Annotated in this window: 19 protein-coding genes; 8 read left to right on the top strand and 11 right to left on the bottom strand. The window is 69.7% G+C overall.

The window, feature by feature from the left end:
* Window positions 1-40 precede the first annotated feature (40 nt).
* Window positions 41-1,117, top strand: a complete 1,077-nt coding sequence (locus tag ACFY10_RS21310) for a hypothetical protein (RefSeq protein ID WP_390666712.1) — start codon at window positions 41-43, stop codon at window positions 1,115-1,117.
* Complete coding sequence (locus tag ACFY10_RS21305) at window positions 1,114-4,653, top strand: CHAT domain-containing protein (protein ID WP_390666711.1); 3,540 nt, start codon at window positions 1,114-1,116, stop codon at window positions 4,651-4,653. Before ACFY10_RS21310 ends, ACFY10_RS21305 begins: the two co-directional genes overlap by 4 nt.
* Before the next feature lie 287 nt (window positions 4,654-4,940).
* Here ACFY10_RS21305 and ACFY10_RS21300 read toward each other — a convergent pair whose 3' ends face one another.
* The 9 genes from ACFY10_RS21300 to ACFY10_RS21260 all read right to left on the bottom strand — a co-directional run bounded on the left by ACFY10_RS21300 (window position 4,941) and on the right by ACFY10_RS21260 (window position 17,041).
* Window positions 4,941-5,912 carry an NlpC/P60 family protein gene (locus ACFY10_RS21300; protein WP_390666710.1) on the bottom strand — a complete coding sequence of 324 codons (972 nt, stop codon included), beginning with the start codon at window positions 5,910-5,912 and terminating at the stop codon, window positions 4,941-4,943.
* Window positions 5,913-5,919: 7 nt separating this feature from the next.
* Entirely contained in the window at window positions 5,920-6,960 is a 1,041-nt protein-coding gene (locus ACFY10_RS21295; RefSeq protein WP_390666709.1) for a replication-relaxation family protein, read from the bottom strand.
* 103 nt (window positions 6,961-7,063) lie between these two features.
* A complete protein-coding gene (locus tag ACFY10_RS21290; RefSeq protein WP_390666708.1) occupies window positions 7,064-9,565 on the bottom strand; it encodes a type IV secretory system conjugative DNA transfer family protein in 2,502 nt (833 codons plus the stop codon).
* Between the two features lie 54 nt (window positions 9,566-9,619).
* Entirely contained in the window at window positions 9,620-10,450 is an 831-nt protein-coding gene (locus ACFY10_RS21285) for a hypothetical protein (RefSeq protein WP_390666707.1), read from the bottom strand.
* A gap of 97 nt (window positions 10,451-10,547) precedes the next feature.
* Complete coding sequence (locus ACFY10_RS21280; RefSeq protein WP_390666706.1) at window positions 10,548-12,452, bottom strand: VirB4 family type IV secretion system protein; 1,905 nt, start codon at window positions 12,450-12,452, stop codon at window positions 10,548-10,550.
* Entirely contained in the window at window positions 12,449-13,627 is a 1,179-nt protein-coding gene (locus ACFY10_RS21275; protein ID WP_390666705.1) for a PrgI family protein, read from the bottom strand. Before ACFY10_RS21275 ends, ACFY10_RS21280 begins: the two co-directional genes overlap by 4 nt.
* Window positions 13,624-15,594 carry a hypothetical protein gene (locus ACFY10_RS21270; RefSeq protein ID WP_390666704.1) on the bottom strand — a complete coding sequence of 657 codons (1,971 nt, stop codon included), beginning with the start codon at window positions 15,592-15,594 and terminating at the stop codon, window positions 13,624-13,626. Before ACFY10_RS21270 ends, ACFY10_RS21275 begins: the two co-directional genes overlap by 4 nt.
* Window positions 15,594-16,028, bottom strand: a complete 435-nt coding sequence (locus ACFY10_RS21265; protein WP_390666703.1) for a pilin — start codon at window positions 16,026-16,028, stop codon at window positions 15,594-15,596. Before ACFY10_RS21265 ends, ACFY10_RS21270 begins: the two co-directional genes overlap by 1 nt.
* Window positions 16,028-17,041 carry a hypothetical protein gene (locus ACFY10_RS21260; RefSeq protein ID WP_390666702.1) on the bottom strand — a complete coding sequence of 338 codons (1,014 nt, stop codon included), beginning with the start codon at window positions 17,039-17,041 and terminating at the stop codon, window positions 16,028-16,030. Before ACFY10_RS21260 ends, ACFY10_RS21265 begins: the two co-directional genes overlap by 1 nt.
* A 1,408-nt stretch (window positions 17,042-18,449) precedes the next feature.
* On the opposite strand from ACFY10_RS21260, the gene ACFY10_RS21255 reads away from it, so the two are divergent.
* Together ACFY10_RS21255 and ACFY10_RS21250 are read left to right on the top strand one after the other, a co-directional pair.
* Window positions 18,450-19,373 carry a TRM11 family SAM-dependent methyltransferase gene (locus ACFY10_RS21255; protein WP_390666701.1) on the top strand — a complete coding sequence of 308 codons (924 nt, stop codon included), beginning with the start codon at window positions 18,450-18,452 and terminating at the stop codon, window positions 19,371-19,373.
* A gap of 272 nt (window positions 19,374-19,645) precedes the next feature.
* A complete protein-coding gene (locus tag ACFY10_RS21250) occupies window positions 19,646-21,655 on the top strand; it encodes a recombinase family protein (RefSeq protein ID WP_390666700.1) in 2,010 nt (669 codons plus the stop codon).
* Window positions 21,656-21,695: 40 nt separating this feature from the next.
* On the opposite strand, the gene ACFY10_RS21245 is transcribed toward ACFY10_RS21250, so the two are convergent.
* Window positions 21,696-23,120, bottom strand: a complete 1,425-nt coding sequence (locus tag ACFY10_RS21245) for a condensation domain-containing protein (RefSeq protein ID WP_390666699.1) — start codon at window positions 23,118-23,120, stop codon at window positions 21,696-21,698.
* Window positions 23,121-23,497: 377 nt separating this feature from the next.
* Here ACFY10_RS21245 and ACFY10_RS21240 point away from each other — a divergent pair, with 377 nt between their 5' ends.
* The 4 genes from ACFY10_RS21240 to ACFY10_RS21225 all read left to right on the top strand — a co-directional run bounded on the left by ACFY10_RS21240 (window position 23,498) and on the right by ACFY10_RS21225 (window position 25,953).
* The gene (locus tag ACFY10_RS21240; RefSeq protein ID WP_390666698.1) at window positions 23,498-23,905 is read left to right on the top strand and encodes a hypothetical protein; all 408 of its coding nucleotides are present in this window, start codon (window positions 23,498-23,500) and stop codon (window positions 23,903-23,905) included.
* A 216-nt stretch (window positions 23,906-24,121) separates the two neighbouring features.
* A complete protein-coding gene (locus ACFY10_RS21235) occupies window positions 24,122-24,475 on the top strand; it encodes a hypothetical protein (protein WP_390666697.1) in 354 nt (117 codons plus the stop codon).
* A 382-nt stretch (window positions 24,476-24,857) separates the two neighbouring features.
* Window positions 24,858-25,277: a hypothetical protein gene (locus tag ACFY10_RS21230; RefSeq protein ID WP_390666696.1), complete on the top strand. Its 420-nt coding sequence runs from the start codon at window positions 24,858-24,860 to the stop codon at window positions 25,275-25,277.
* A gap of 271 nt (window positions 25,278-25,548) precedes the next feature.
* Window positions 25,549-25,953, top strand: coding sequence for a hypothetical protein (locus ACFY10_RS21225; protein WP_390666695.1), 405 nt, complete (start codon window positions 25,549-25,551; stop codon window positions 25,951-25,953).
* A gap of 116 nt (window positions 25,954-26,069) precedes the next feature.
* Here ACFY10_RS21225 and ACFY10_RS21220 read toward each other — a convergent pair whose 3' ends face one another.
* Window positions 26,070-26,372: a hypothetical protein gene (locus ACFY10_RS21220; protein WP_390666694.1), complete on the bottom strand. Its 303-nt coding sequence runs from the start codon at window positions 26,370-26,372 to the stop codon at window positions 26,070-26,072.
* Window positions 26,373-26,389: the final 17 nt, after the last annotated feature.

The following is a 26,389-nucleotide window of genomic DNA, read 5'->3' as shown; positions in this document are numbered from 1 at the left end:
GCACCTGGCCTTCTCCACCAGAGCAACTACCCTGGAAATCATGCGGTTTGGGGCTGCCCAACGAAAAGCGACTCGACAGAAGCTCTACAACGACCACCTCGCCGCCGTGCGGCGGCGGGTGGCGGACATTACCGCGACGGGGGACGTGGGCTCGGCCCGGGATCCGGGAGCGCTGGCCGACGCCGAGGCGCTGGACGCCTGCGAGCGCCTCGACGACCGGCATCCGGAAGATGCCTCCCTGCTGGGCTGGTTGTACTGGTACTGCGCCGAGGCTCTGGTGGGCTCGGAGGCCGGCGAATACGCCCGGCGGCGCGCCCTCTACCACTTCTCGGTGAGCTTTCTGGCCGGCCTGGACGGTGTTCCCGATCCGCTGCTGCCCGAGGTGGTCGACACCATCGCGGTCAACGCACTGCAGCTGCTGCACCAGGTGATCAACAACCCGGAACCCGAGCACGTCGCCCACAACACCCGTCTGTGGCAGCGCCTCTTGACTGCCGCTCCGCGTGATCACCCGGCCCTTGCCGCGATGTGGTCCAACTTGGGCATCGCGGCCGGATTGCGGTACGAGCACACCCGGCTGCTCGATGACCTCGAGGTGTCGGTCGACGCAGGCCGGCGTGCCGTGGAGCTGACCGCGCCCGGCGATCCCGGGTACGGGGAACGGCTGCGGAACCTGGCGAGGGCGCTGAAGCTGCGCTTCACACACACCAGGGCGCTGCTGGACTTGGACGCGCTCATCGACAACCAGCGCGCACTGCTGCGGGCACGTCCGGGCGACGCTGGCCCGGGGCGACCAGTGGAAGGTCTGGCCATCTTTCTCTGGGAACGCCACGAACTCACCGGCAGCGACGTCGACCTGGACGCCGCGATCGAGGCGGCGCAGCGTGCCCTGGAAGGGATCGGACCGGACCAGCCGCGCCGGGCGCAGTGGCTGTGCAACGTCGGCTCCGCGTACGGCCGCCGCTACGAACGCCACCGAGGCAGGGTCGACTTGACGCGGGCAACGCTCCTGCTGACGGAGGCCCTCGAGGCGGCGCCTGCCGACGATACCGAACGCTCCCGAGCCCAGACCGCGTTGGCGAAACTCAAGCAGCTCACACGGGAGGGCGAGCGGTGACGGAGCCGGAGGAAACGGGTGAGCGGGCTGAGGCGCTTGCGGCGGTGCGGCGGCGGCTGGAGACGGCCCATGCAAGCCGCTCGTACACGGCCGTCACCGGGCCGGCGGCGGTGCAGGACGCCCGCCGCCTCGAAGCCGCGCTGGGCGACAACGGTCGGGAGGTTGAGGCGTGGTACCTGCTGGGCTCCCTGTACTGGCTGCGTCACGAGGCAGCACCCGCAGGCCCCGGATCCGCCGACGTGGACGGCGCGGCCCGGGCCTTCCTGTACTGCTTCACTGCCGGTGTGGGCTCCCTGCCGCCGCCGCTGCTGCCCAGCCTCGCCCGGGAGGCCGCGCCGATCGGCAGCCAGATCCTGAAGCAGGCCCATGCCACCCAAAACCCGGCGGCGTGCGATGCCGCGGTCGGTCTGTGGCGGCGGATCCTGGACGCGACGCCCGTCGCGGACCCGGAGGGCTTCGGCTATCTGTCCTGCCTCGGTGCCGCCCTCTACATCCGTTTTTGCGCCACAGACTCGGCCGACGACCTCGACGAGGCGATCGACGTCTTCCGGCTCGCCGTCGCCGAATCGCCCGGGGATCACCCGCTGAGGCCGGGGTTCCTCAACAATCTGGGCACCTTCCTCCTGGACCGGTTCCGCAGGACCGGCTCGGACGACGACCTGAACGCCGCCGTCGCGGCCCTGCGCTCCCCGGAACTGACCCGCTCCGCCACACCGGTTGACCTCACCGCCCTCTACGAAGCCCTGCTGTCGCGCTCCCACCACACCGATAACGTCGTCCATCTCGACCCGCTGATCGAGCTGGTCCGCGAGTTGGCCGACACCACAGCACCCGGCGATCCCGTGCGCGCCGCGCACCTGCACAACCTGGCCGCGGCGTGCGGCCGACGCTATGCCCTCACCCGCTCAGCCGCGGACCTGGCGGCCACCGCCGACGCCTGGTGCCGCGCCCTGGCCGCGACCGAGCCCGACACGCCCGAGTGGGAAGAGCGCCTGGCCGCCCTGACCGAGACGGTCACCGAGGAGATGGCGCGCACCGGGAGGGTGCCTCAAGTGCTGGCCGTGCTCACCGCGCTGCGGGAGGCAGGCCCCGCCCCCGACCAGGCGGGCCGCCGCAACAACTCTGCATATGTGCTGGAGGCTTGCTACGCGCAGTGCGGGGCGCTCGAGATCTTGGAGGCGGCCGTCGCCCACCGGCGTACCTCGGCGGAGGCCGCCCGTGCCGGACATCCGCTGCGCGGCCTCTACCTCGCCCTGCTCGCCGAGGCGCTGCGCCTGCGATATGGCCGTAGCGACGCCGTGGCCGACCTGGCGGAGGCCGAACGCGCCGCACACCGGGCGCTTGAGGCCACACCGCCGGACGCCCAGTACCGCCACCTGGTCCGCACCACCGCCGCCGTGCTGGCCTACGCCAAGAGCGAGCGGACCGGAAAGCCCCACGACGTGGACGACGCGGTCGAGGCCCTGCGCACCGCACTCACCGCGGACACCGCAGGCGAGCCCACCGACCGAACCTGGCTGTTGTGGTCCCTGCTCGGCGCCGCGCTGCGGCTGCGCTACACGAACCACGGTCACCTGGCCGATCTGGAGGGCGCGGTGCATGCCGGCCGTCGGGCCGCCGAGGAGCTGCCTGCAGGGGATCCCAACCGTGCCAACGCCCTGGCCCTGCTCGCGTCGGCGCAGCAGCTGCGCGCCGTGCGGACCGGCCGACCCGCGGATCTGGACGCGGCTGTGGCGGCCGCCCGCACCGCGGCCCAGGCCACCGCACCGGGCCATACGACCGCGGAGTCCCGCTCGCCGTTGGCGCTGCAGGCGCTGGGCGAGGCGCTGCGGCTACGGTTCCAACACACCGGCGGACCCAGCGATCGGGACGAGGCAGCGGCCGTGCTGACCGACCTCGCGAACACGGACGCGGCGCCCCCCGCGCCCCGGATCGAGGCGGCCCGCAACGCGGCCGGGCTGCTGGCCGACACCGCACCGGAACGTGCCGCCGACCTGATGGAGTCGGCCGTGCACCGCATGCCGGACGCCGCCTCGCACGAGATCCTGCCCGCCGACCGGCAGCGCGCCCTGACCGGGTTGACCGGGCTGGCCTCCGAGGCGGCGGCGGTGGCCCTGGCCGACCCCCGCGGCGACAAAGACCAGCGTGCCCAGCGAGCCCTGCGGCTGCTGGAGGCCGGCCGTGCGGTGCTGCTCGGGCAGGCCCTGGAGGCCCGCAGCGATCTCACGGAACTCAGGGCGGCCTACCCCGGGCTGGCCGAACGGTTCGCTACGCAGCGCGACCGGCTCAACCACGCCCCAACCAACGCCCTCGCCGTCGAACCGGACGAGCAGCGGCGCGCCGCCCGCGCCTACCACGCCACCCTGGCCGAGATCCGCTGCCTGCCCGGATTCTCCGCGTTCGGCCTGCCACCCACGGCCGACGATCTGCTCAAAGCGGCGGCTCACGGACCCGTGGTGTCCTTCAGCACTGGCCTCCAGCGCAGCGACGCGTTGCTCCTCACCGAATCGGGGGTACGCGCCCTGCCGCTGCCCGACCTCGACCACGCCACCCTCACCCGCGCCGTTCAGACCTTCCACGGCGCGCTTGAGGACGCAGCCTTGGCCACCCAGCCCGTCCGCAGGCGCCAGGCGCAGGCAGCGCTCGGCGACATCCTGGAATGGCTCTGGGACGCCTGCGCGGGCCCGGTCCTGACGGCGCTGGGCCACCACGGGCCGGCGGCGCCTGGCGCGCCCTGGCCGCGCGTGTGGTGGGTGCCCGGCGGCCTGCTGGGCCAACTGCCCCTGCACGCGGCCGGTCACCACACGCATGAAAGCAAAGCGGCGGGGCGGCGCACCGTCATGGACCGGGTCGTCTCCTCGTACACCCCGACTGTCCGAGCCCTGCAACGGGCTCGGCAGCAGCACGACGCCGCGCCCGCTCGCATGCACGCCATGGTCGTCGCCGTGCCGCACGCGCCCGGCGCCCGACCGCTGCCCCACGCTCTCGACGAGGCCCAGTCCGTGCGGACGCGGCTGCCGGATGCGCTCGTCCTCGGAGCCGACGGCGCCGGGTCGGCCACCAAACGCAACGTCATGGAACGGCTCCCGGGCAGCGCGATCGTCCACTTCGCCTGCCACGCGACCAACCACCCCGACGACCCGACCCGCAGCCGGCTCCTCCTGCTCGATCACCCCGACGATCCGTTCACCGTTGGAGACATGGCCGCCATGGACCTCCCGGGGGCCCGCCTCGCTTACCTCTCCGCATGTCGTACCGCAGAGCAATCCGCGGCCGAACTCGCGGACGAGGCCATCCACCTCGCCTCGGCGTTCCAGCTCGCCGGATACCCGCACGTCATCGGCACCTTGTGGCCCGTCGACGACCGCGTCGCGGCACAACTGGCGGACAGCTTTTACTGCAACCTCCTGTCACCGGACGGCACAGCGGACACCGGCCGCAGCGCCCAGGCCATCCACGCGGCCGTACGGGACTTGCGTGACCGTTTCCCCCGGACCCCGTTCCTGTGGGCCGCCCACCTGCACACCGGAGCCTGACGGGGACCGGCAGCGACCCGCAGCGCTCCAGCATGGATCCCCCCCCCGCCCTTCTACCGGAACTGCGATTTGCCACTTGCGTGGATGGGACGTGGAGACCTGGGGAGGCATGTGCGAGGAGCCGCGTGAGCACAACGACGACGGGCCTGGGGATGGCGGGGGTGAAGCCTTCTCCCGCCACCACCCGCAAGTCCCGCTGTAGGCCGTAGCCTCCGGCTGTTCCGCACAGCTCGCAACATGGCGAAGGCGGCAACCGGTGCGCCAGGTTGTCGGAATACGGACTCGCGCTATCGCCCCGCCGCAGGCCGGGTCGCCCCGAGATAGTCATCACCGCGGAATCGCGTCGACTCCAGGCGTATCACTTCGTGTGGCCTGGGCGCGTCGATCATGTTCCCTTCGCCCACATAAAGGCCCACGTGGTGCACGTGCGACGGCGTCCCGTAGAAGACGAGGTCACCCGGCAGCAACGGTGCCCCGGCCGGGACGTGGGGACCGGCATCGTATTGATCCTGAGCCACCCGAGGCAGCGTGATCCCCGCCGCGGAGTACGCCGCCTTCGTCAGCCCAGAGCAATCGAATCCGCCCTTGACCCGGGCCGCGCCCGATGGAAGTTCAGTCACCGAGGGGCCGTTGCCGCCCCACTCGTAGGGGAGCCCGAGCTGGCCCTGAGCGTAGTTGATCGCCTGCAAAGCGGCGGCGGTCGGGGCGGTGTCGGCGCCGAAGCCTTCGCTGCTGGCGTATGTCTGGGCCTGGGCGAGGACTTGTGAGACGTACGAATCGTCGTGGTTGTAGGTCTTGATGGCGCCAGGAAGGTTCTTGCCGTCTCGGGCGCCGGAGTCGCACAGGTACGCGGCGGCGGCATAGACCGCATCGTGCGTGTTGTACGGCGACGGCGGGCTGGCTCCGCCTTTCGGCAGTTGATGCTTGCCGACCACGCTTTGGAACGTGGGCAGCAAAAATTGCATGGGGCCGCGGGCTCCTGCGTAGTTGGCGCCGCTGTGTACGCCGGGGAGTGTTGATCGGCCGTGGTCCGATTCGGTCTTGCCGACGGCGGCCAGGACGGACCAGTCGAGGCCGGGGCATGTGGTGGCGGCGTCCATGTAGAGGCCGAGGTAATCGGACGGGATGTCGGTGAGTGCGGTCCTGCTGGGCTGGGTGCTGCCGCTGCCGAAGGCCGAGAGCATGCCGCCGGTGCCGGCGGCGGCCAGGACGACGATCAGAGCCAGGGCCCCCAGGACCACAGCGCCTATCTTTCCCATGGGTGCGTCACCGCCCGGGGCGGCGGGGGGTTGGACCAGGAGCCAGCGGGGACGGTGGAAGGAGATCGGTGGAGGAGCCGCTGGCGGTCGTGGTTGAGGCCGACGAGGAGGGGCTCAGCGGCGTCAGGTGCGGCCAGACACGGCTGAGTTCGGCAAGCCGGAGACGTCGGGGGGCGGGCTGGCGGGGATCCAGTGGTTGCCATCGGGCGGCGGAGGGGTCGGAGGAGGAGCCGTGTGCGTGGCAGTCGGCGCTGGAGGTCGCCACCGGGACCAGTGCCGGGTTGTTGAGGGTGTCGAGGATCGTGGCGAGCGCGTGGCGGACGCGGGCCTCGCGGCGCGTGGTGGGCATCCAGATCAGGACAGGGGTGGTGATGCCGGTTGTGGTGGCGAGTCGCGCGTATCGGGGCAGTTTGGCGGCGACGCGGTCGGGGCGTTCGGTGGCGAGATCGAATTCCAGGAACCACTCGAACGCGGTGTGCTGTTCGTGCCAGCGGCCGTAGCCGTCGGGCAGGACGATGTCGCCGAAGTGGCGTCGGCAGCGAGCTTCGGACCACCAGGCGGTGAGCTGCCCGGGGGCCTGGGGCTGGCGGGAGCGGGCGATGAGGGCGGTGAAGAAGTCGTTGGTGCCGACCGTGTGGGCCAGGTGCAGGGAGTGGGCCATGCCGATGGCCCGTTCGTGTTTGTAGTTCAGGTCGCGGGGGTCGAGGCCGTCTTCGCGGGCCAGGACGGCGGCGCCGGCGACGTCGAGGACGTAGTGCATGGGGGCGCTGCCGGATGTGATGAAGGGCTGGAAGCGGTCCACCAGGCGCCACTTGTACAGCTGGAGCAGCCGCATGTTGGCGGCACGGGTGGAGGGATGGGCGATTTCGGCGATCTGCTGGGTGGTGAGGACCCTGTGCTCGTAGAGCATGCGGGCCAGCCAGCGGTCGCGGTCGGTGAGACGCTCGGAGAGCCGGGCGATGTAGTCGCCGGTGGTGGCCGCGCGTTGGCTGAGGCGCTTGGGCCGGTGGCCGCGCAGGGCGCGCTGAGGGGTGGGATGGTTGATCACGGGTTTGTGCACCTCCAGTTGGAGAGCAGGGAGCCGCAGGCCGTTCAAGCCCGCAGGGGAGCGCAGCGCGTGGCCCCCGGCTGTGGGTGGTTGAGCCTCGTGGTCATATCGGGCGGCGCGGATCCGCGGCGCGCTGCCCGCCCGACTCCTTGCGGGTGGAGACCGGCTGGGGACGGGCGTTGCGACGGGCGGCGGCACGGATCTGCTTGGCCCGGCCGGGGATTGCCGGGGGAAGCTGTTCGGTGACCACGGTGAATGCCGGGGCTTCGGCCCCGCTGATGACCGGGCGTACGGCGGCGTGGAAGGCGTCGAGATTCGACAGGTCGTGGGCGGTAAGCCGCGGCTCGGTGTGCCGGGCGAGGTGGCGGGCGTCTTCCGGCGAGGCGTTGAAGAAGATCTTGGTGCGGGCGTTGGTGCTGATGCCCTCCTCCAGTTCCTTGGGCAGCTGCCGCAGGTACTGGTGGGCGAGCGTCATCGACAGCCTGTAGCCGCGGGCCTCGGCGAGCATGTCCTCCAGCGCGTACGGCAGGTTGAGGAAGTTGGCTGCCTCGTCCAGATACAACCCGGCGTCCTGCCGCTGGCCCTGGGAGATGTGGGCACGGCGGATGGCGGCCTGCCAGGTGCGGGCGACTGCGACGGAGCCCATCAGGTGAGCGGTCTCGGTGCCCAGGGCGTCCTTGGCGATACGTACCAGGCAGATCCCGCCGTTGAGCACCTGGTCCATGTCGACGGTGGAGGGTCCTCCGGCGAGAGCGGCCCGGACGAAGGGGCGCAGCAGGAAGCCGCGGACCTTGTTCATCAGCGGGGCGGTGACCTGGGCGCGGGCGGGCTCGGACAGGGCGTCGTACCAGGACCAGAACCCTCGCAGCACATCGTCGTGGATCTGGTCGACGGCGCGTTGTCGGAAGGCGGGGACGGACAGCAGCTTGGGCAGGTCGGTGAGGACGGGGGTGCCGGGGAGCTCGCGCAGGGTGAGCAGGCCGGCGCGCAGGATGTCGTCGGTGCGTGGCCCCCAGGAGGAGGCATAGACGCGGGAGAAGATCGATACCAGGTTGTCGACCGTCCGGGCAGCGTCCGCGCCTTCGAGAGGGTTGAGGATGGGCGGGCGGCTTTTGCTGTCGGCGTCGAAGAGCACCACCTTCTCGCCCAACTCTTCGGGCAGGCGCATCAGAACATCGGTGATCAGGTCGCCCTTGGGGTCGACCACCACAAGGCCGCGCCCCGCGTTCGCGTCGGCCAGGATCATGCGGGCCATCAGCTCGGACTTGCCGGAGCCAGTGGCGCCGAGGATGTGCAGATGGTGGCGGGCATCCGGAACTCGCAGGCCCACGCGGCGGGACTGTCCTGAGTCGGTCAGGCCGATGGGCCGGACGGCCGGGCCGGTGGTGGCGACGCCTGGTGGCGGCGGCACGGCGCGGGCTCCGGCGCGTTGCAGGGCGGGGATGGCCTCGTCCCACGGCAGGTGGGCGACTGCGGCCAGCTCTGGGATGGACAGCAAGTCGCCTCCGCCGAGGCGGCGTTCGACCAGGTACGGCAGCGGGCGGCGGAGCCGGGCGCGGCGGTAATAGTTGTGGTCGGTGAAGGCGGCGAACGCCGAGGCGATGGCGTGGCCCCGGCCCCGCAACCGGTCACGCGTCGCAGCGCGCTGCTCGGAGTTCAGGCCTTCGGGAACGGTTGCGGTGACGACGTAGCGGACGCGGGTCTCGTACGAGGCACCGCGCTGCTTGGCCACGATCGCCTTGTCCTCGGCGGCAGCGGCCATCACGGTCTGCCGGTCCACCACCGGGGCAGCCTGGCGGGTGCGGGAACGGGTGGGCTGTCCGGGGGTGATCAGGTCGAGGAGTCGGCCGACGGGGCGGGCGGAGCGGCCGGCGCGCGCGTACCGGGCCGCTCGGCGGGCCTTCTTCACGCGGCGTCCCGTGACGGGGCGAGCAAGGATCTGGATGACGGCCTGCTCGTGGGGGCCGAGGCCGACGGGCGCGCCGAGCAGGGCGCGGATCGGGTCGGCCGGGAAGTCGGTGCGGATGGGCAGGGCCTCGCTGCGGGCGAGCCGCATCTCGCCCCCTGCGGAATCGATCTCCTGGCCCGGGGCGGCGACCAAGGGCGGTGCGGGGCTGGTGCGGGTGTGGGCCCCGGGCCAGGCGGCTTCGATGGCTCGTTCGACCATCCCGGGCGGGATCACGCCGGGCACCCACAGGCGGAGGCGGATGGTCTCGCGGTCGAAGACGTATTCCCAGGCCAGGTGGGGCTGGCCGGTCAGGAGGCGGCGCCAGGCAGGCCGCATGAGCCCCAGCAGGTTCGCCCATAGAGCTTCGGCGCCTGCCGGGTCGGCGGTGGGCGGGGGCAGCACGCTGACCAGCCGGGCGTCGCGCGCGAGGTTCTGGCGGCAGCGGCGGCGCCACCACCAGTGCGCCCAGCCCAGCGTGGCGGCAGCGATCGCCACGGCTGGGCCAACGACCGGTCCCCAGGTGACGGCCCAGCGCGTCGCGTGGTCGAGGAGGGTGTGGACAGTGCCTGCCGGGTCGCGGAGATAGTTCCCCAGCGGGGAGTCGGGATCGGCAGGAGCAGAGAGCCGAGATGAGGGGAGGACATGGCCGATGAGCATGTCGAGGGGCCTCCGGGAAGTGGAGAGGAGAATGCCGACGGCGGTGTCGAACAGTCAGGCGGCGCGGTCGCGTTGCGTCGCCGCGGGACGACCAGGAGCGTCCGGTACCCGGCTGGTCACCAGCCGCAGAGCGCCTCGCCTGTGGCGGGCTGCCTGGCGTTCGGCGTCGACTTCGGCCTGCCAGGAGCGGAAGGAACGGCCCTCGAGGAGTTTGAGGAAATGGGGGATCCGATTGGCCGGGATGCCGACCAGGTGAGGGCCGAGCACGGCGAGCAGGTCGCTGGCCTCCTGGGAGTGCCATCCGGCGGCGGCGATCGCCTCTTCGTCGTGAAAGACATCCGCCACTCGATCGATCGCCACATCGAGCGCGGAGTCCTGTGTGCCGCCGAAGCTGAAGACCCACAGGAAGTTGGTCGGCGCGTCGGGCTCCACGAGAGTGCGGAACCTGTTGATCTCCTTGGTGTACGCGTAGAAATTCGTTTCGGGCCGGGCGCGGATGACGTGCAGCCAGGCGAGCAGGTAGGCGTCGGAGAAGAAGTCGCCACTGTCGTGGATGCGCACCCAGGTGCCGCGGAACCTTCGTGCACCGAGTTCCGCGATCATGGCCTGCTGCCAGCCGTGCAGGTCGTCGAGTACGAACTGAAGGTTCGCCTGGTGTTTTGCTCGCACGACCGGCCATGTGTAGGTGCCCTGGCGTGCGTAGCAGACGTGGCGGCAGATGCCGGCCGAGGGGCAGGTGTTGTAGGTGCGGCCATCAGGAAGCCGCCCCGCCCACGCGGGCAGGGACCAGTTCCACACGCCGATCGCGCGCAGCTCACGGTTCTGGGTCAGTAACCGCGCGGGACGGAGCGATATGGGAGAGGGTGTCGATTCGGGAAGCGACATGAAGACTCCCCTCGGGGAGAGGAAACGAAGCGGGACAGCCCAGGCCACAGGCGTTGCGAGAGCGGGTCAGGCTCGCCGGGGACGGAGGCGGTGTCAGTCAGGCGCCCAGATCGATCTGGCCACCTGAGTCGGTCTCGAACGCCTCCGCGTCGGGATCGGCAGCCTCCAGGTCGAGGAAGGAATCGTCGGCCGTCGTGGAGGTGTCCCTTTCGGCGTAGGCGGCGAGTTCGGCCGGGTCAGTGGTCACCAGGTAGTGCTCGGTGGGTGAGGCGACGGCTTGGAAGGCGACGCGCTGGGTTCCGGTGGACAGCAGCCCTTGGCCGCGGTCGGCTGACAGCAGGAACTGACGCTCGCCTTCGGACAGGTCGAACGTGCGGGTGATCTCGTCGATGGCCTGCGGCGCCTGGCGCAACAGGATCTGGGTGGCGGCGTTGGCCACGACCGCCTTGCCGAGGTCGGAGCTGAGGACGTCGGCGGTGTCCTGAGTGGCCACCGTCAGCCCGGCCCAGTGCTTGCGGGATGCCTTGGCCATGCGGAACAGGAACTCGGCTCCGGCTGCTTCCTTCATCAGCAGCCATGCCTCGTCGACGGTCACCAGCCGTGGCCGGCGCACCGCTGGGTTGGACACCCGGCGCCAGACCGCGTCGAGGGTCAACAGCGTGCCGATGGGCTTGAGTTCGTCGGCCAGGTCCCGCAGGGAGAACACCACGAGATGGCCGTCGGGCCGAGTGGTGGTGGGCCTGGCGAACAGGCCGGAGAACGCGCCACGGGTGAACGGGTGGAGCCGGGCGGCCAACTCGCTGGCCGTGCGGTCCTTGGAGCGGTGCAGGGTGGCGGCGAGGTCGGCCAGTAACGGTGCGGGCCGCGTCCAGGTACGGGCGTCTGCGGTGATGCCAGCTCGCTGGTAGGTCGCGGAGATCGCGCGGTCGAACACAGCCCGCTCCGTGGGCGTCAGATCGGCGTCGAGCAGTACGGCCAGGACCGTGTGCAGGAAGAGTGCACGGCGCATCAGGGCGTCCTTGGGTGCGGTGCGGCGTCCGTCGGGGCGGGTGTGGATGGGCAGGTCGAACGGGTTGAGCCGGACGTCGTCGGCTCCGAGGTGGATGTAGGTGCCGCCGACTGCCCCGGCGAGGCGGGCGTACTCGTCCTCGGGGTCGATGACGTAGATCTCGGTGCCGCGGTAGAGCGAGCGCAGCAGTTCCAGCTTGACCAGGTAGCTCTTGCCCGCGCCGGAGCGGCCGAGGATGACGCTGTTGTGGTTGTCCAGGGCGAAACGGTCCCAGTGCACCAGCCCTTGGGAGCCGATGTTGTAGCCGTACAGCACGCCGGAGGGGGCGGCGACCGACGTGGGGTCGGGTGGGGGCAGGTCGGGGCTGGTGAATGGGAATGCCGCGGACAGCGCCGCGGTGTCGAAGGTGCGGCGCATCCTCACCTGGTCCAGGCCCATCGGGAGGCAGGTCACCCAGCCTTGGAGGCTGCGGTACGTGGTGGGCTTGGCGTCCAGCAGCAGGCTGGCGGCCAGCGACCGCACGGCGGCCACCTCGTCGATCAAGTCGGCGTGGCTGGTGGCGTGGACGGTCAGGTACAGGCCGAGTCTGAACAGCTTGCCCTCGCCGCGGGCGACGCGGGAGGAGAGGTCGTAGGCGTCTTCTGTGGCGGCCTCGACCTGTGGGTCGAGGAGCCGGCCGTGCTCCTGGGTGTAGCGACGGCCGGACTCCATCTTGGCCAGTTGCCGCTTGAGCCGGTTGGCCGCGGTGACCGGGTCGATCGGCTCGATGTGCAGGCTGATGTCCACCCGGCCGGGGTAGGTCAGCAGCGGTTGGAGCCAGCCTGGGTGCACCTCGCGGGGAAAGCCGGTGATGGCGAAGGACGCTACCCACTCGCCCCCGACCTCCAGATGCCGGGGTGCGACCGCGAGCGCGTCCGGGCTGAATGCTCCGGCCCCGCCCGGGGCCGCCCCCGCCTGCGTCCGCTGCCGCATGCGGGTGCCGGATCGCTTCATGCGGCTGGCCCTCCTTCGAAGTGATCGAACCAGGAACCCTCTGTGTCGTCTTCGCCGGGCCAGTCGTGCGCGCCGGCGACGGGCTGATCCGCTTGTGCACCGGCGTTGGACGAGGACCAGCTCTCCTCGCCGGCGGTGGCCGTGGTGATGACGTCATCGGCCCCGGCGAGCGCCGAGGACGGCGGCAACAGGCTGTCGGGATTGCAGGCGGCAGCGAGGACGGCGGTGGCCTGTCCAGGATCCAGCGGGGTCACGATGATGCCGATGGGTCCGAGGAGTTCGACCGCCTCGCCGAGCCGACGCACCAGGCGCGCCTCGGCGGCACGCCGCGCCGCGTCGTCGGCCGGAGTCGGCTGCTGGGCGGACCTGCGGCGGTTGAACGCGGCCAATGGCGAAGCTCCGCCGAGCCCGTCGACCGGGGCAGTCGCGCCGAGGGGTTCGCGCAGGACGAGCAGCACTTGGCGACGGAGCAGATCGGTGGTCCGGCCTAGGTGGGCGAGGTAGTCGGCGTGTTCGCGGGCAGCGGTCTCCAACGCGGGGTGCGGCAGGGAGGGTGCGTGCGCGTGCAACTCGGCGATCTGCGCGGACAGGTCCAGGCGTTCGGCGCGGATGAGGATCTGGACGGGGGCCGTGAGTGAGTGCATATACCGGCCGAACGCGGTCACCAGAGAGTCTTGTTCGGTGGGGGTGCGCAGCGCGAAGTTGACGGTGCTGCACACCGCCACAGCCACCACCCCATCGGTGCCGAGGTCGATCACACCGGTTTCCGTGACGCCTTCGGCAGGCAACCGCAGCGCGGCCGGAGAGACCGCAGTGGCGGCCTGCTGCTCCTCGCCCGCCGTGACCTGCCGGGCCAGCCAGGCGGGTGCCGGGTGGATGCCTTCCGGGGCGGCGACCTGGTAGCGGGGCGTTATGCGCTGGCGCAGGGCCGCAAGTATCAACCGGTCCAGCGGCAGTCCGTCGCGCCTGCCCAGGGCCACGAAGGCAGCGACGGCCGCGATGGGAACGGCGGGGATCAGGAACACCGGCAGGGGCACGAACGCGTGAGTGAGGGACCACGCCCTGTACAGCACGATGCCGGTGACGGCCAGGATCATCAGCTGGCGGGCGGTCAGGTTGGCCAGGACAGTGTCATCGCGGTCGACGTCGGCGGGGATGCGCACGGGCTGGGTCATGACGAGTCACCTCCATGGATGGTGCCGCCGGTACGGCGCGGTGGCGGTGGCGGAGTGCGCCTGGCGGGCGGGGTGATGGGGGGTGGGGAGCTGAAGACAGCCGGGGGCGGGGCGCTGGTGCGCGGGTGCCGCCGCGGGGTGACCCGGGGCTGGGGCACCGGCGGCCGGAAGGTCGCAGGTGCGGGTGGCCGGGTGGTGCGCCGGGGCGGAGTGGGGGGCTGTGGAGTGGGCTGCTGGAAGCGCGGCTGGCCGGGAAGTGGGGGCCTGCCGGTCGGCCTGGCTGGCGGGGTCGGCCGAGTGCCGCCGGGAGCCTGGAATACAGGCGGGCTGGGCGGGCGGGCAGGCCGTGCCGGCGGTGTGGGCGGAAGGCCGGGGGTGGCGCCTGGCTGGGGAGCGCCGGGAGCCCGGAATTGCGGCATCGGCGGCGGTCCGGCGGCCGGGCCGGTCGGCTGGTTCGGCGCGGGGGGTATGGGAGTCGGCTGTTGGAAAAGCGGCTGCCCCGGCGGGCGCCGCGGGCCGCCAGCCGGGCGGCCGGGCCCCGCTGGCGCGGGGGCGCCGCTGCCGCTTCGGCGGCTCGAACCGCCAGCGGACGGCCCCGAGCCGGGCGGCCGTGGAGGGTGGGACGTTCCGCCGGACCTTGCCGAGGGAGGCGGACGGCGCCCGCCGCCGCGCGAAGCGGCACCCGTACGACTCCCACCGCGCAGCAGTCCGAAGGTCTTGTACATCACGTAGGCGCGCACCACGCTGCCGACGAACGACCGGCCGCCGCTGAAGCGGAGCGACCCGAGAATCCAGAACGGGATCTTGAAGACGATGTACATGAGCGCCAGCGTGATGAGCACGTTGACCAGCCCGTTCTTGGTGACCCCGAACAGCCCGGTGGGGCCGAACCCGCCGGGAGTCAGGAACACCCGCACCCCGGTGATCAGGGCCAGGGACTGGGCAACCTGGACGGCCAGCACCCCGCCGAAGGCCTTCCACCACCAGCGGGCGATCCCGTCGGTCTGCGGCAGGGCATGGCAGATCAACGCCAGGGGAGCCGCGACGATCAGCATCACCGTCAGGGCCACGCGGACGACGAAGGTCAGCAGCAGCACCACCAGGACCCCAATGACAACGACCCACATCAGGACACCGAACAAGTTGCCGCTGTCGGAGCTGAAGGAGGTCAGCACGAAGTCGCGCAGAGCGGGCCCGGCGGTGTCCGCGTCGGCGCCGCCGCCCATGGCCGCGTGGGAGAGGGCGTTGGCCAGGTCGACGGCCTTGCCGGCGAGGAACAGCGACAGGGCGGCGGCGAGGAAGCCCAGGGGGATCCGCGGAGCGATCTCCTTGATGGAATGGCGGGTCTGCACCGTCTCGTGGCTCATCACCACGACCCCGGCGATCATGATCAGCAGGGCGTAGCAGGCGAGAGCGATCTGCCAGGAATTCGTCCACAGCTCGCCCACGCGCGGCATGGACGCAGGACTCGGCGTAGTCAGCAGCGTCCCGCTGAGCAGCTCCAGCAGCGGATTGAGCGCGAACTTGATCACCGATTTGAAGAAGCCCGTGATTGCGCTGCTGATGCCTTTGGCGATCCACCCGGATATCCCGCCGGTGCCGTCACCCTCGGGAACCTGCGCCGGGGGCAAGGTTTCCGCCGTCGGGGCCGGGGAGGCCGATGTACCGGGCTGCGGGATGCAGTCCGATGCCGGGCACGAAGACTCGCTCGCTGACGGAGTCGGTGTGGGTTTGGTGGAGGAGGTTGGGGCCGGCGCCGGGCCGGGGTTCGGGCTCGGGTCGGCATAGGCGGAGAACACCGAGGCGAGCACCGCCAGGACCACGGTGCCGAGCACCAGGGCGCGGCGCCAGCGGCGCCACCGGCCGCGGCGGATCGATCGCGCCGGGCGTCCGGCCCCGATCCGGCCGGAGACAGCCGGACCCGGGAGCCGATGTGCCAGGGCGGTGGTGGCCTGGGCGGTGGTCATCAGGCCCCCACGATCCCTTTGAGGATCTCGACCACCATCGGGGCCAGTGCAGCCAGCCCATAGCCCCAACCGGCGCTCTTGAAGGCGGTCTTGGCCTTCTCGACCTCACCGGGGTCGCCTCCGGCCATGACGTAGCGCACGCCGCCCAGGGACAGGAACACGGTGGCCAAGCCCGCCAGGATCCCCATGATCCAGTTCCGGATGTTGTCCAGCACGGCGTTGACCGACTTGGCAAGCGCCAGGACCTGCCCGGGCTCAGCCGCCTGCGCTGCAGACGCACCCAGGAGGCACACCACCAGCAGGGCCACTCCAGTCAGCAGCAGCCACCAGCCCAGCAACCGGCCCAGCCGCCGCTCGACAAGGGCCCGGTGCAGCCTGGCACGGATGCGGGCGGTGCTGCGCCCAGGGAGATGGGGAAGGGACATCCGGCGCATCAGGGCACCTCCGAAGCCGGCAGAGACGTCGAGGCGGGTGTGGAACCCCCGCACCTCAAAAGGCCGGAATCCGGGCCGTTTTTGGCCACGCCGATCGAAGATTCCTCCTCCCGGTCTGCGACTCGGCTCCCCTCGCTGTCGATTACCGAAGGTGACGAACTGGCCAGTGCCAGCACGGCGTTGCGGCGAGCAGGAAGCGCCGAGACGGAGGGCAAGCTGCCCATGGCGGAGAGAGCAACCGGATCACTGGGGTCGGGGTCCAGGGCCTCGCCGCGGAGAAAAGCGATCAGGCGCGCCTCGGCGCGGCGACGGAGCTTGTAAGCCGCGTTGGGCGTGGTCTGGTGCTGGGCGGCCCAGCCGTCGACAGAGCTTTCGTCGAGTCGAGTAGTGCCGATCAGGTCGGCCTCGGTCCGGGTCAGGACCGACTCCCGGACCGCACGCGCCAGCACCAGATCCGGATGCCCCCACGGCGGTCGCGGCGCGGCCGAACGGAACCCTGGGGCGACCGGTGTGGGGGCATCCAGCGCCTCCATCAGCGCAGCGAACCCCTGTCGGTAGGCCGCCCACCGCAGCCGTGGCAGCACCCGGGGCCGGTCAACATCAATGGTTGCCAGCGAGTCCAGGAAGCCCGACAGCACCTCGGCGTGGACATCGAACGGGTCGCCCGGGAACCCCTCGGCCAGTCGCCGCGCCACTCCGGCCAGCGCGGGCAGCGCCATGCCGGCGCACGCAAGCGTCCAGGTGGCACCCTCCCGTCGCGAACGACGTACCAGGTGCGCCCAGACCGCGTTGCGCGTGAGGCGCGGGCAGTTGCGCCGCAGGAGCCGGTCTCGCAGCTCATCCAACGGGATGGGTCGGTTGGGCAGGCCGCGGAACGTGCGGCCGTCCAAGGACAGCGGCTGTGGACCGGCGACCAGCAAGACGAAGCACTCCCGGGCCGTATCCAGCGGAAGAACACGTTCCGGATCGCGGTCGGCGTGGCCGTTTCCGGGATGATGGACAGCCATAATCATGCGCCTCCTCGAATGGGAAAGAGATGGCGCCCTCAGAGAGCCAGACCCGCGACAAGAAAAGGACAAGAAAAGAACAAGGCCGCACGGACGGAGCGCGGTTCCGGCTACTAAAAACCGCTTAAAAATAGGTCGGTGTGAGTCGCTTCAGCGGGTTGCCGGGCACGGCGCAGCCCGGTGCTGCGAGCAGGCTTTAGTACTGACTTAGTAGCTGTTGACCTGCGGTTTTAATGGTGATCTAGGTGTCTCTTAGTGGCTTCACAGCGGGGCTGATTATGGATCTGCGTGCCCGTTGCTGGATATCGCCGTGAAGACCCCACCCGTTGACGCTGCAGAATCTTTGAGTAAGGCGATCTGCCAGATGCGCAGCCCAGGCTCCGTGGACGTCTGGGTAGACGGAGCTGCGTGCCGGGTCCATTTTTCCGAGGGGACTCTCTGCACTGCACCAAAAAGATCTTGGCTGTCCCGTGGCCAAAACGGCGCCAAATCCCGGCCTTTTGAGATGCCAGTGAAGCCCGCGCCTTGTCTCGAGGAGAGCCGATATGCCCCTACCGCCCCCCGGCCGCCGTGCCGCCCGTCCCACCCCACTACGCCGCCCCAGGCGCCCCGCCTGCCAGCTCTCCGTATGGCCGGTCGCCCAGCAGGACCACCCCGAGGCACAGAACATCCCGGGCTGGCTACTGACCACCATCGTCACGATCGTCACCACCTACACCACACCCGGGCACCGCGTGCTCCTGCTCGCCGTCCCGACGCATTCCGGAGAACCCGGCGGCGAACGCGATCAGTTCCCCCCGCCCTGGCCTGGCCCCACAAGCAGCCAACTACCCGAACTGGTCGAGGCTGCCGCGGCGGCCGCCCGACTCGGCCGCACCATCGAAGTGCGAACGGCTGGGTTCGTCTCCCGCGCCTGTTGGGGCGACACCGAACCGCTGAACGACGCGGAACCGACCCATCGGCCCCCACGCGAGTCGGCCCCTCACGCGCCTGCCGACCTCCGGCCAGCTCTGCGGCGGGGGGAGTCGACGACGTCCACAGCGAACCGCTTCGACGCCATCGTCACCGCAGTCGATCCGCGCAACGCCGACTGGCCCCTGGCCGTCCCCTGGAACGCCCTTCTGGCTCCCTCGGGCACCCTTGCCTTCATCACGCATGGTGACCAAGTGCAGGGGCGGTGGACGGACCCCTCCAGCCTCCTAACCCACCTCGCGCGCCACGCAGGACTGGCCGAAATCGATCGCATTGCGCTGCTCGAAGTACCTATCCGAGGCGGCGCCCTGGCCAGCCGCCGGCGCCTGGGGCCCAGTGCGACACCGACAACCCCAAGCGCAGCATCGCGTCACGTCCGGGTCCACTCGGACCTGTTGGTCTTCGCACGACCCGAGGCATCCGGCCGAAGGGAGGACGGCTGATGAGCGGCTCTCCACACCTGAGCCCGCACCCCCATGCTCCCGCCTCGGTCTGGGCCACCGGACAGCGAGACGCACGCGCACAGCTCGCCGAGGGCCCTTACCTGCCTGACACTGTGCAGGACCGGACCCGTATTCCCCCGGCCGTCGCCGCGCACGCGATCAACCGATACACCCGTCCCGGCGACACGGTGCTGGACCCGCAGTGCGGCGCCGGGACTGTCCTGGTCGAAGCCCTCCGTTCAGGCCGGCATGCTGTCGGGATCACTGAAATTCGCCGCTGGTGGCCCCTAGCGCGCGCCAATGTCACCGCAGCCAAACGCGATGGAGCCGCGACCGACGGGATGGTGCTCGACGGCCCGCCGGACCTGGCGGCCGCACGGCTGGCCGGGCTGACCGGATGTATCGGTCTGGTCCTGACAACTCTGCTTCCCGACGGTCCACTTCATCGGCGGACGGCGAGCTCGGACACCGACCCGGACTCTGCTGGACGTTCGGTCGAGCACCTGCAAAGGGCCTTGAAACAGTGTCACCCTCTGCTCCAGCCGGGCGGCCACGTCATCGTCGTCGTGCGCCCCTGCCGCCACCGCGGCTACCTGCTCAATCTGGCTGACGACGTGCTGGCCGTCGGACGCGCTGTCGGGCTGGTTCCCGTAGAGAAATGCATCGCCCTGCTCGCCGAACTCCAGGGCGATCGCCTCATCCTGGCTGCCTCCACGGCGCGACGCCGCAGCGCGGCCCGCCACCAAAGCTCCACAGGTCGGCCGATCACGCTGACCGCGCATCAGGACGTGCTGATCTTCCAGGCCTCGAACGCGGCAGCTTCACAGGCCGCCAACTGCCGCCCTCAGAACATGCTTCGCCCAGCGCATCTCGACCCGCTGCCCGGCCTCGAAGAGCGCGTACTTGAGGGGTACGCCGCCTGAACACGTCATACCTACGGAGGCGTACTCGTGCACCCTGACGACCCCAGGGCCGAACAACCCCGCAAAGGCCGCGACGCACAGGCAGTGACACCCTCCGAGGTCGATACCTCCAGCCCGCAAAATACCCCTTCTGACCAGGGGGTTTGGCAGTACACTAGCCATAGCGAGCGAGGCCGTGTCCACCACTTCTCCGGACACGTCACATACCTCGGTGGCGCGGCAGGAGAACGCTTACGGGGCGAACTCTCCACCGTCATCCATGACTTGCTCAGGTGGGCCGCAACTGCCCGAGACGCTGCCGAGGACTCCCCGATGGGCGATCACGACACTGCAGCGTGAACATGGCGAATGACAACGAGGCGTCGAAAAATCCCCCCGTACCATCAAGCGGCGGGCGAGCGCGGGCTGCGATCTCTGAGGCGCCGCCTGCTCAGCTGTCGGACCTGGCCGTATCCCCCTTCGGGATGCCCACGGCCCTCCTGAAGGGCGAAGTGCGGGTCGCATGGCTGGGCCGGACGTCAACCGAGGACCAGCAGGACCCCCGCCAGTCGCTCATACGCCAGCTGCACACCAGCAAGAGCGCCATCCCTGCCTCGTGGGCGATCGTCTGCCACTTCTATGACGTCGAATCCGGCCGACTGGAGCTGGACGCGCGCGGCCGGAAGACCGGTTACGAGCGTTTCGACATCCCCATCGCCCGCGATGGCGGCATCACGGACCTGCTCGAAGAGGCTTCGCACCCCAACAGGCGTTTCGACGTCGTGATCTGCGAGAACGCCAGCCGAACGGCACGCAGGATGTACGAGGGCCTCTCCATCGAACGCGAACTGGAACGGGCCAACGTCCCGCTGTTCGCCTCGAACGAGCCCATCAAACTCGACGGCGGCCGCGCCCAGCAGATCTTGCAACGGCGCATCAACCAGTCCGTCGCCGAGTACGAGGTGCTCAACACCCTGGAACTGTCCTGGGGAGGACTGTGCACCCACGTACGTGAGGGCTGGAACATCGGCAAGCCTCCGTACGGGTACGCCGCCAAGCGGTACAAGCACCCGAACCCGTTGAAGGCAGCCAAAGGGGCCACGAAGACGCGGCTCGAGCCCGACGGCCGTCGTGCTGAGACCGTTACGACCATCGCCAACTGGCGGTACTACGAGGACCTCGGCTACGACACCATCGTCGAGCGTCTCAACGCGGACCTCGACCTTTATCCGCCGCCTGAGCCACCGGGCGGGCCGGCCCGCGCCCGGGGCGCTTGGAGCAAATCGACCGTCTGCGATCTTCTGCGCAACCCGAAGTACACCGGGTACCAGGTCTTCAACAGGCGCGGTACGCGATCCAGAGGCGGGGCGTACAACGATCCTCGTCTCTGGGTGTGGTCCCCCGAGCCCGCACACGAGCCCTTGATCCCGAAGTGGATGTACGACGAACTCGCCGCCCGGCGCGCAGCCAAGCGTGGTTCTCGTGACAAGAACACCCCCAACGCGCATCCCGATACGCGCCGTACATACCTCTTCCGTGGCAGGGTGCACTGCTTCTGCCATCGGCGCATGCGCGGTCTCGTACAAAAACGACTCACCTACTACCAGTGCTGGCCGAAGGGAAACAATCGCGGACGGCCACAGGCGTTCGCGGATCATCCCAAGACCGTCTACATCCGAGAGACAGCGCTTATCGATGCCGTGAGCGCGTTCTTCGCGGACCGGGTCTTCGGTCCCCAGCGCCGAGAGTTGTTCGCCGCGGATCTGGCGAGCCAGGACGACAGGGCAGCGAGACAGCGAGAGGACGAGCGAGAGCGTCTGCGGCACACTCTCGCTGACGTCCAACGCCGCCAGGCGAACATCCTGCGGCAAGTGGAGGAGAGCGACCCCGGCGACTCTTTCGCGAGAGGGCTCCGAGACCGCTACAACGACCTTGAACGAGAGCGTCAAACCACTCTCGCTGCCGTCAGCGCCCTCGATGCCGCCGACACCGCCGAGCCCGCCCGCCCCACGGCCGACACCGTCGATCTCCTGAACGCCCTGCCCTACCTGGAAATGAACCTTGCACTTGCCCCCGAGCCGCTGCTACGACAATTGTTCGAGCTCACCCAGCTCACGATTGAACTGCACGACGACAGCGACCACATCACACTCACCATCAGGTTGCCTGCGGACTACGTGCCCAGGGCAGCGGACACAGCCGAAAGGATCACCGACGCCATGCCCCACCACACCCGCCGGGCGAGGAAAAAGTCACGGGGCGGCGTTGTCCATGCTGTCGGAGCCGCACAGGGGGCTCGATGAACAGGGGCAGCCCCGAGCGGGCTGCCCCTGTTCGTGTCGTTCACCCGGCAAGCTCGTGCGGCGCGAGTTCGCTGGCGCGCTGCTCGGCGGCCACGGTGAGGATGACGTCCCGCAGCCGCTCGACGTACAGCCGCATGTTCTTGTACGCGATGTCGGTGTCCGGGTAGCGGCAGGTGAACCACAGGCCCTCGTGGAGCCGGTTCAGCCAGATGCACACCTTGTCGCCGTACGACACCCTGACGAGGCCGTAGGCCGCCAGCTCGTCCCAGCGCTCCGAGCCGGGGATGCCCCGCGCGTCGACGAACGAGACGATCGAGTACGCGTCGGGCGACGTCGGGCGGAAGTCCTCGCCGAGCAGGCGCAGTACGCGGGCGAGGGGCATGCGTGCCATCGCCCTGTTGGCCTGCAACTCGGCGCGCACGGCTTTCAGGGCGCTCGCGAGGTCGGGCGCCTGGTCCATGGGGATCTCGATCGGCGCGCCGCCGACGTACCAGCCCACGGAGTTGGACCACTTGGACTTCACCCGGGTGTGGAACGGCACGACCGAGCGGTAGACGGGCTGTCCACCGATCTCGTGGACGATCAGGCTGGTGGCGGCCAGGACACCGACGAGGCTGCCCCCGAAGGGCCGGCAGTACGACTCGAAGGCCGCGGCGGCATCCGAGTCGACGAGCAGCTCGCGCATCATCTTCTGCCTGGGCAGCGCGCAGTCGGGCTCAAGGCCCAGCTCGACAGGGAAGTTGGGGAACCGTCCGTCGCCCCTGCGGATGAACTCCCGCCAGCGGCCGACGATCTCGTGGGTCACATCGATCCGGTCCGCGTCCGCGCGCTCGATCTCGCAGAAGTCGACGTAACTGCCGACCGGCGGCTCCTCCACGGGGCGGCCCTCGACGGCCGCGGTGTAGAGCTCGTGGATCTCGGCGGGCATGCGCTGGATGGAGTAGGAGTCGACATTGCTGTGGTCGAACGCAATGTACAGGCTGGTGCCGTCGTCCCTGATCACCGCCGCGTAGAGGAAGTTGGGCCAGCGCAGCGCGCTCGCGACGGCGTCGAAACGGTCCTGGAGGTGCTGGACGAGCCTGCCCGCGTCGGTGAAGTCGCCGATGTCCTCGCGATGCAGTGACACGTCGTCGGCGTCGAGTGTGAAGCGGCGCATCTCGTCGCCCTCCCAGCGGAAACCGCTGCGCAGCGTCTCGTGCCGAAGTGTCCAGCTGCGCAGTGCGTCCTGCAGCGCGTCGAGGTCGACGCTGCCCGGGATGTCGAATGCCGTACCGATCCAGGTCGGCACGAACAGACCGTCCTCGTGCACCGTCCGGGCGGTCCTGATGTGCGACTCCTGGAGGTACGCCGGCGGCCGGGGGTCCTCCGGAAGGCCCGCCGCTACCGTGACGGTCGCCGGACTGAGCGCCCACTCGACGAGCCGTCCGGGCCGGACCTCGCAGCGCTGGATGTCGGTGATTCGCACGGGCGTCTCCGTTCGCAGTTGGAGCCCGAATCGGGCGGACCCGATCAAGGGAATGCCGCGACCGCGAAAGGAGATACCCGGAACATGATGTGTTCCCACTTTTGAGTGGATTGAGTGATCGGCGGATGTGAGCCAATCGGGCTGCCGGACCTCGGTATTTGCCGGTCCGGGCATTTCAACATACGAACAAGTCGCGCTCGGGAAAACGGAGTTCATTCGGGTCCGGCGAACGGACTTTGCGGAAGCCGGAGTTACCGCGAGTCGAGTGGACACGGGATATCCGTCGGTGTGGAATGCCTAGTTGTTACTGCTAGTGTTCGTTCAGTCACAGTAGGCAATCTGCCTCGACATCCAGGCAATGAAGGACCGAGGGTTTCATGCGCAAGCTTCAACAGGCCATGATCGCAGCAGCAGTGGCGGCCGGCAGTCTCTCCGTCATCGGTGCCGGCACCGGCACCGCCTACGCCGATGGCCACGGTCACGGGCACAGCCATGGGCACGGGCAGAGCCACAGCGCCGGCCACGGGCACAGCCACACTGCCAGCCACCGCAGTGTGTCGACGGTCGTCGAGCGCAGTGCGCCGAAGGCGGCCGCGCCCCATCGCGCCCACCAGGAGCACGGTCACGCGAACGGCGCCGGGCCGAAGGCCACCGAGCACTACCGCCCGTACCAGGAGTGCAGTCCGCAGACGGTGGCGGACGGCAGCCTCCCGGTCAGCGTGCTCGGCCTCTCCGAGACCTTCGACACCACCTGCGGTCAGTTCAACAACGCCTTCACTGCGTAATCGTGCGCGACGCTTTCCGCGAGCCCCTCGGGGTCACCCCCCGCAGGGGCCCGTTCACGTGTGGCCGCCCGGAGCGCGAGGCCGCTCCTGTGGCCCGCATGCGTTCGTGATGGCTCTGGAAGTTCCTTCAGCAGGTCAGCCCTTCACTTCGTAGGCGAAACGGGCCGGTTCGCGGCGCACGGCGCCCGGGTGCCCCTCACAAAGGAAACGGATCACATGTTCAGTAGGAAGAAGATCGCGGCCGTCTCGGGGCTCCTGTACGGCCTCGCCGTGACCTGTGCCGGCATCACGCAGGCGTATGCCGCAGCAGGCCCGGGCGGCTGCACCGTGGCCGCGTCCGGCGACGTCACCTGCATCCAGGGGTTCGCGGGCAAGACGGCAGACGGGGACGACTACATCGTCCGCCGGGCAAACACCTGCACGCCGCAGACGCCCATGGAACTGCCCGTCATCCCCCTTCTGAACAGCGGGAGCACGAAGATCGGCCCCCAGGTGACCTGTTCCCCCAATGATCCGGGACCCCAGGACAACGACCACCCTTCGGAGCTGCCCGGCGGCCTGTTCGGCTGAGGCCCGCACGTTCCCAGCAGCGGATGGCCGGACCGGGGCGACCCGGACCGGCCATCCGCTGTTTCTACGTCTGTGTCTCTACGTCTGTGTTTCTGCGTCCGGCGGCAAATGGGTGACTGCCTCTCGCCGCCCGTGACTTCGGCCCGGGGAATCGTCGTTTTACGGGTGAGCGCCGAGTGCGCGACAGAACTGCATCGCCAACTCCCCTGTCTCTCCCATATCCCCTCCAAGTCCGCGGTCGAGCGGGCGGAAGGTTGCTTTGCCATAAGCCGACACGGTGCATGGAAGGACCCAAGATCCCAAATGGCTACGTTTCGTGTGTATATGCTCACATTAAGTAGTCAAGCCAGGGCTTCCCGCCCAGCTAGGAAAGGGTCTAATCATGCGCAAGTTTCAGCGGGCCGCGGCCGTAATTGCGGCGGTCGCGGGCCTCTCCGCCCTCGGGGCCGGCGTCAGCAGCGCCACCGACGGCTGGGGCGACGGGGTCACCGCGGTGGCCTCCTCGCAGGCCAACGCCGTGGCCTACGGAGGCGGCGGGTGGGGTGGTCCGCACGCCGCACCGCAGGCGGCTCCGCAGGCGGCTCCGCAGGCGGCTCCGTACTTCGCGCCGACGAACGGCTTCAACTACGCGCCGGACTACGGCTACGGCCCGCAGGCCGCGCCTCAGGCCGCCCCGCAGTACGCGCCTCAGTACGCGCCGCAGTACATGCCCCAGGCTGCGCCGCAGTACGCGCCCCAGGCCGCCCCGCAGTACGCGCCGCAGGCTGCCCCCCAGTACGCCGCTCCCTACGGCTCCCGGTAAAGAAGCCCCACCCCGTCGGCCGTTTCGCAGGTAATCGCGTAGTAGCCCGCACCCCGAACGGCCAGGCGCAACGACATCCGTCAGAACACCGTAGGCACCTCATGCAAGTTGCACGAGCCGAACGTCCAAGTCCTGGACCGGGTCGGGCTGCTCAACGGCGTGCTGAACAACCCCCCAACGGCAAAAGGCAGCCCGGACGCGCAGTAAACCCATCAGGGTGCGCGTCCGGGCTGTACCAATGCCGGGCCTCGATTGCAAAGGAACACAGCACATGTTCAGTCGGCAGAAAATCGCAACCGTCTCGGGGATCATCGGAAGTCTCGCCGTGATCTGCCTCGGCGCCGCGCATGCGCAGGCGAATGAAGATCCGCGCGGCTGCAAGACCAACGCCGCGGGGGAGACCACCTGCGTCCACAAGAGCGAGATCGTGCGCAAGGACAAGCGCGGCACCTTTGTCGTCAAGCAGTCGCAGAACTGCTCGACGACCGCCCGGCCGCGCCTGGTGCTGCCGGAGGACGGCATGCTGAACAACGGGTCCACGCACGTCGGGCCGGTTTTGGACTGCTCCAACACGTCGCCGCTGCCCAAGGGGTTCAAGCGGCCCCACGTCAAGGCGCCCCACTTCAAGCTGCACTTCAAGAAGCCGCACATCACGCCGCCCCACTTCGATTTCTGAGGTGCGAGCGGCGAATGCCGGACCGGGACTGTTCCCGATCCGGCATTTCGGCTTTCCGGCGGATGAAAGCCTTGGTGCCCCGGCCGACCGGCCGGGGCACCAAGGGTGGTTCCGACTTACTTGCCGACGGTGTTGTTGCAGCCCATGTCCGAGCCCAGGTGGGTGTCCTGAGCGCCCGGGTTGCCCTCGCCGTTCAGCAGGTTGCCCGCAACACCGTTGAGGATGCCGACCTGACCGAGGACGTCGACGTTGGCGTCGTGCGACCGGCAGGTGGTGCTCTGCAGGATGTTGAAGCCGCCGCGATGGCCGCCTTCGCCTGAGCCGAAGCCGCCCTGATCGGCCTGGGCGGCGCCGGCGCTCAGCAGTCCGACGCTGCTGAGGGCAGCAACCAGGACGGCAGCCTTGCGAAGCTTGTGCATGACATCTCCGGTGGAGT

The organism is Streptomyces sp. NPDC001401 (assembly GCF_042895385.1).
Taxonomy (GTDB): Bacteria; Actinomycetota; Actinomycetes; order Streptomycetales; family Streptomycetaceae; genus Streptomyces.
This window is presented reverse-complemented; position numbering and strand designations above follow the sequence as displayed.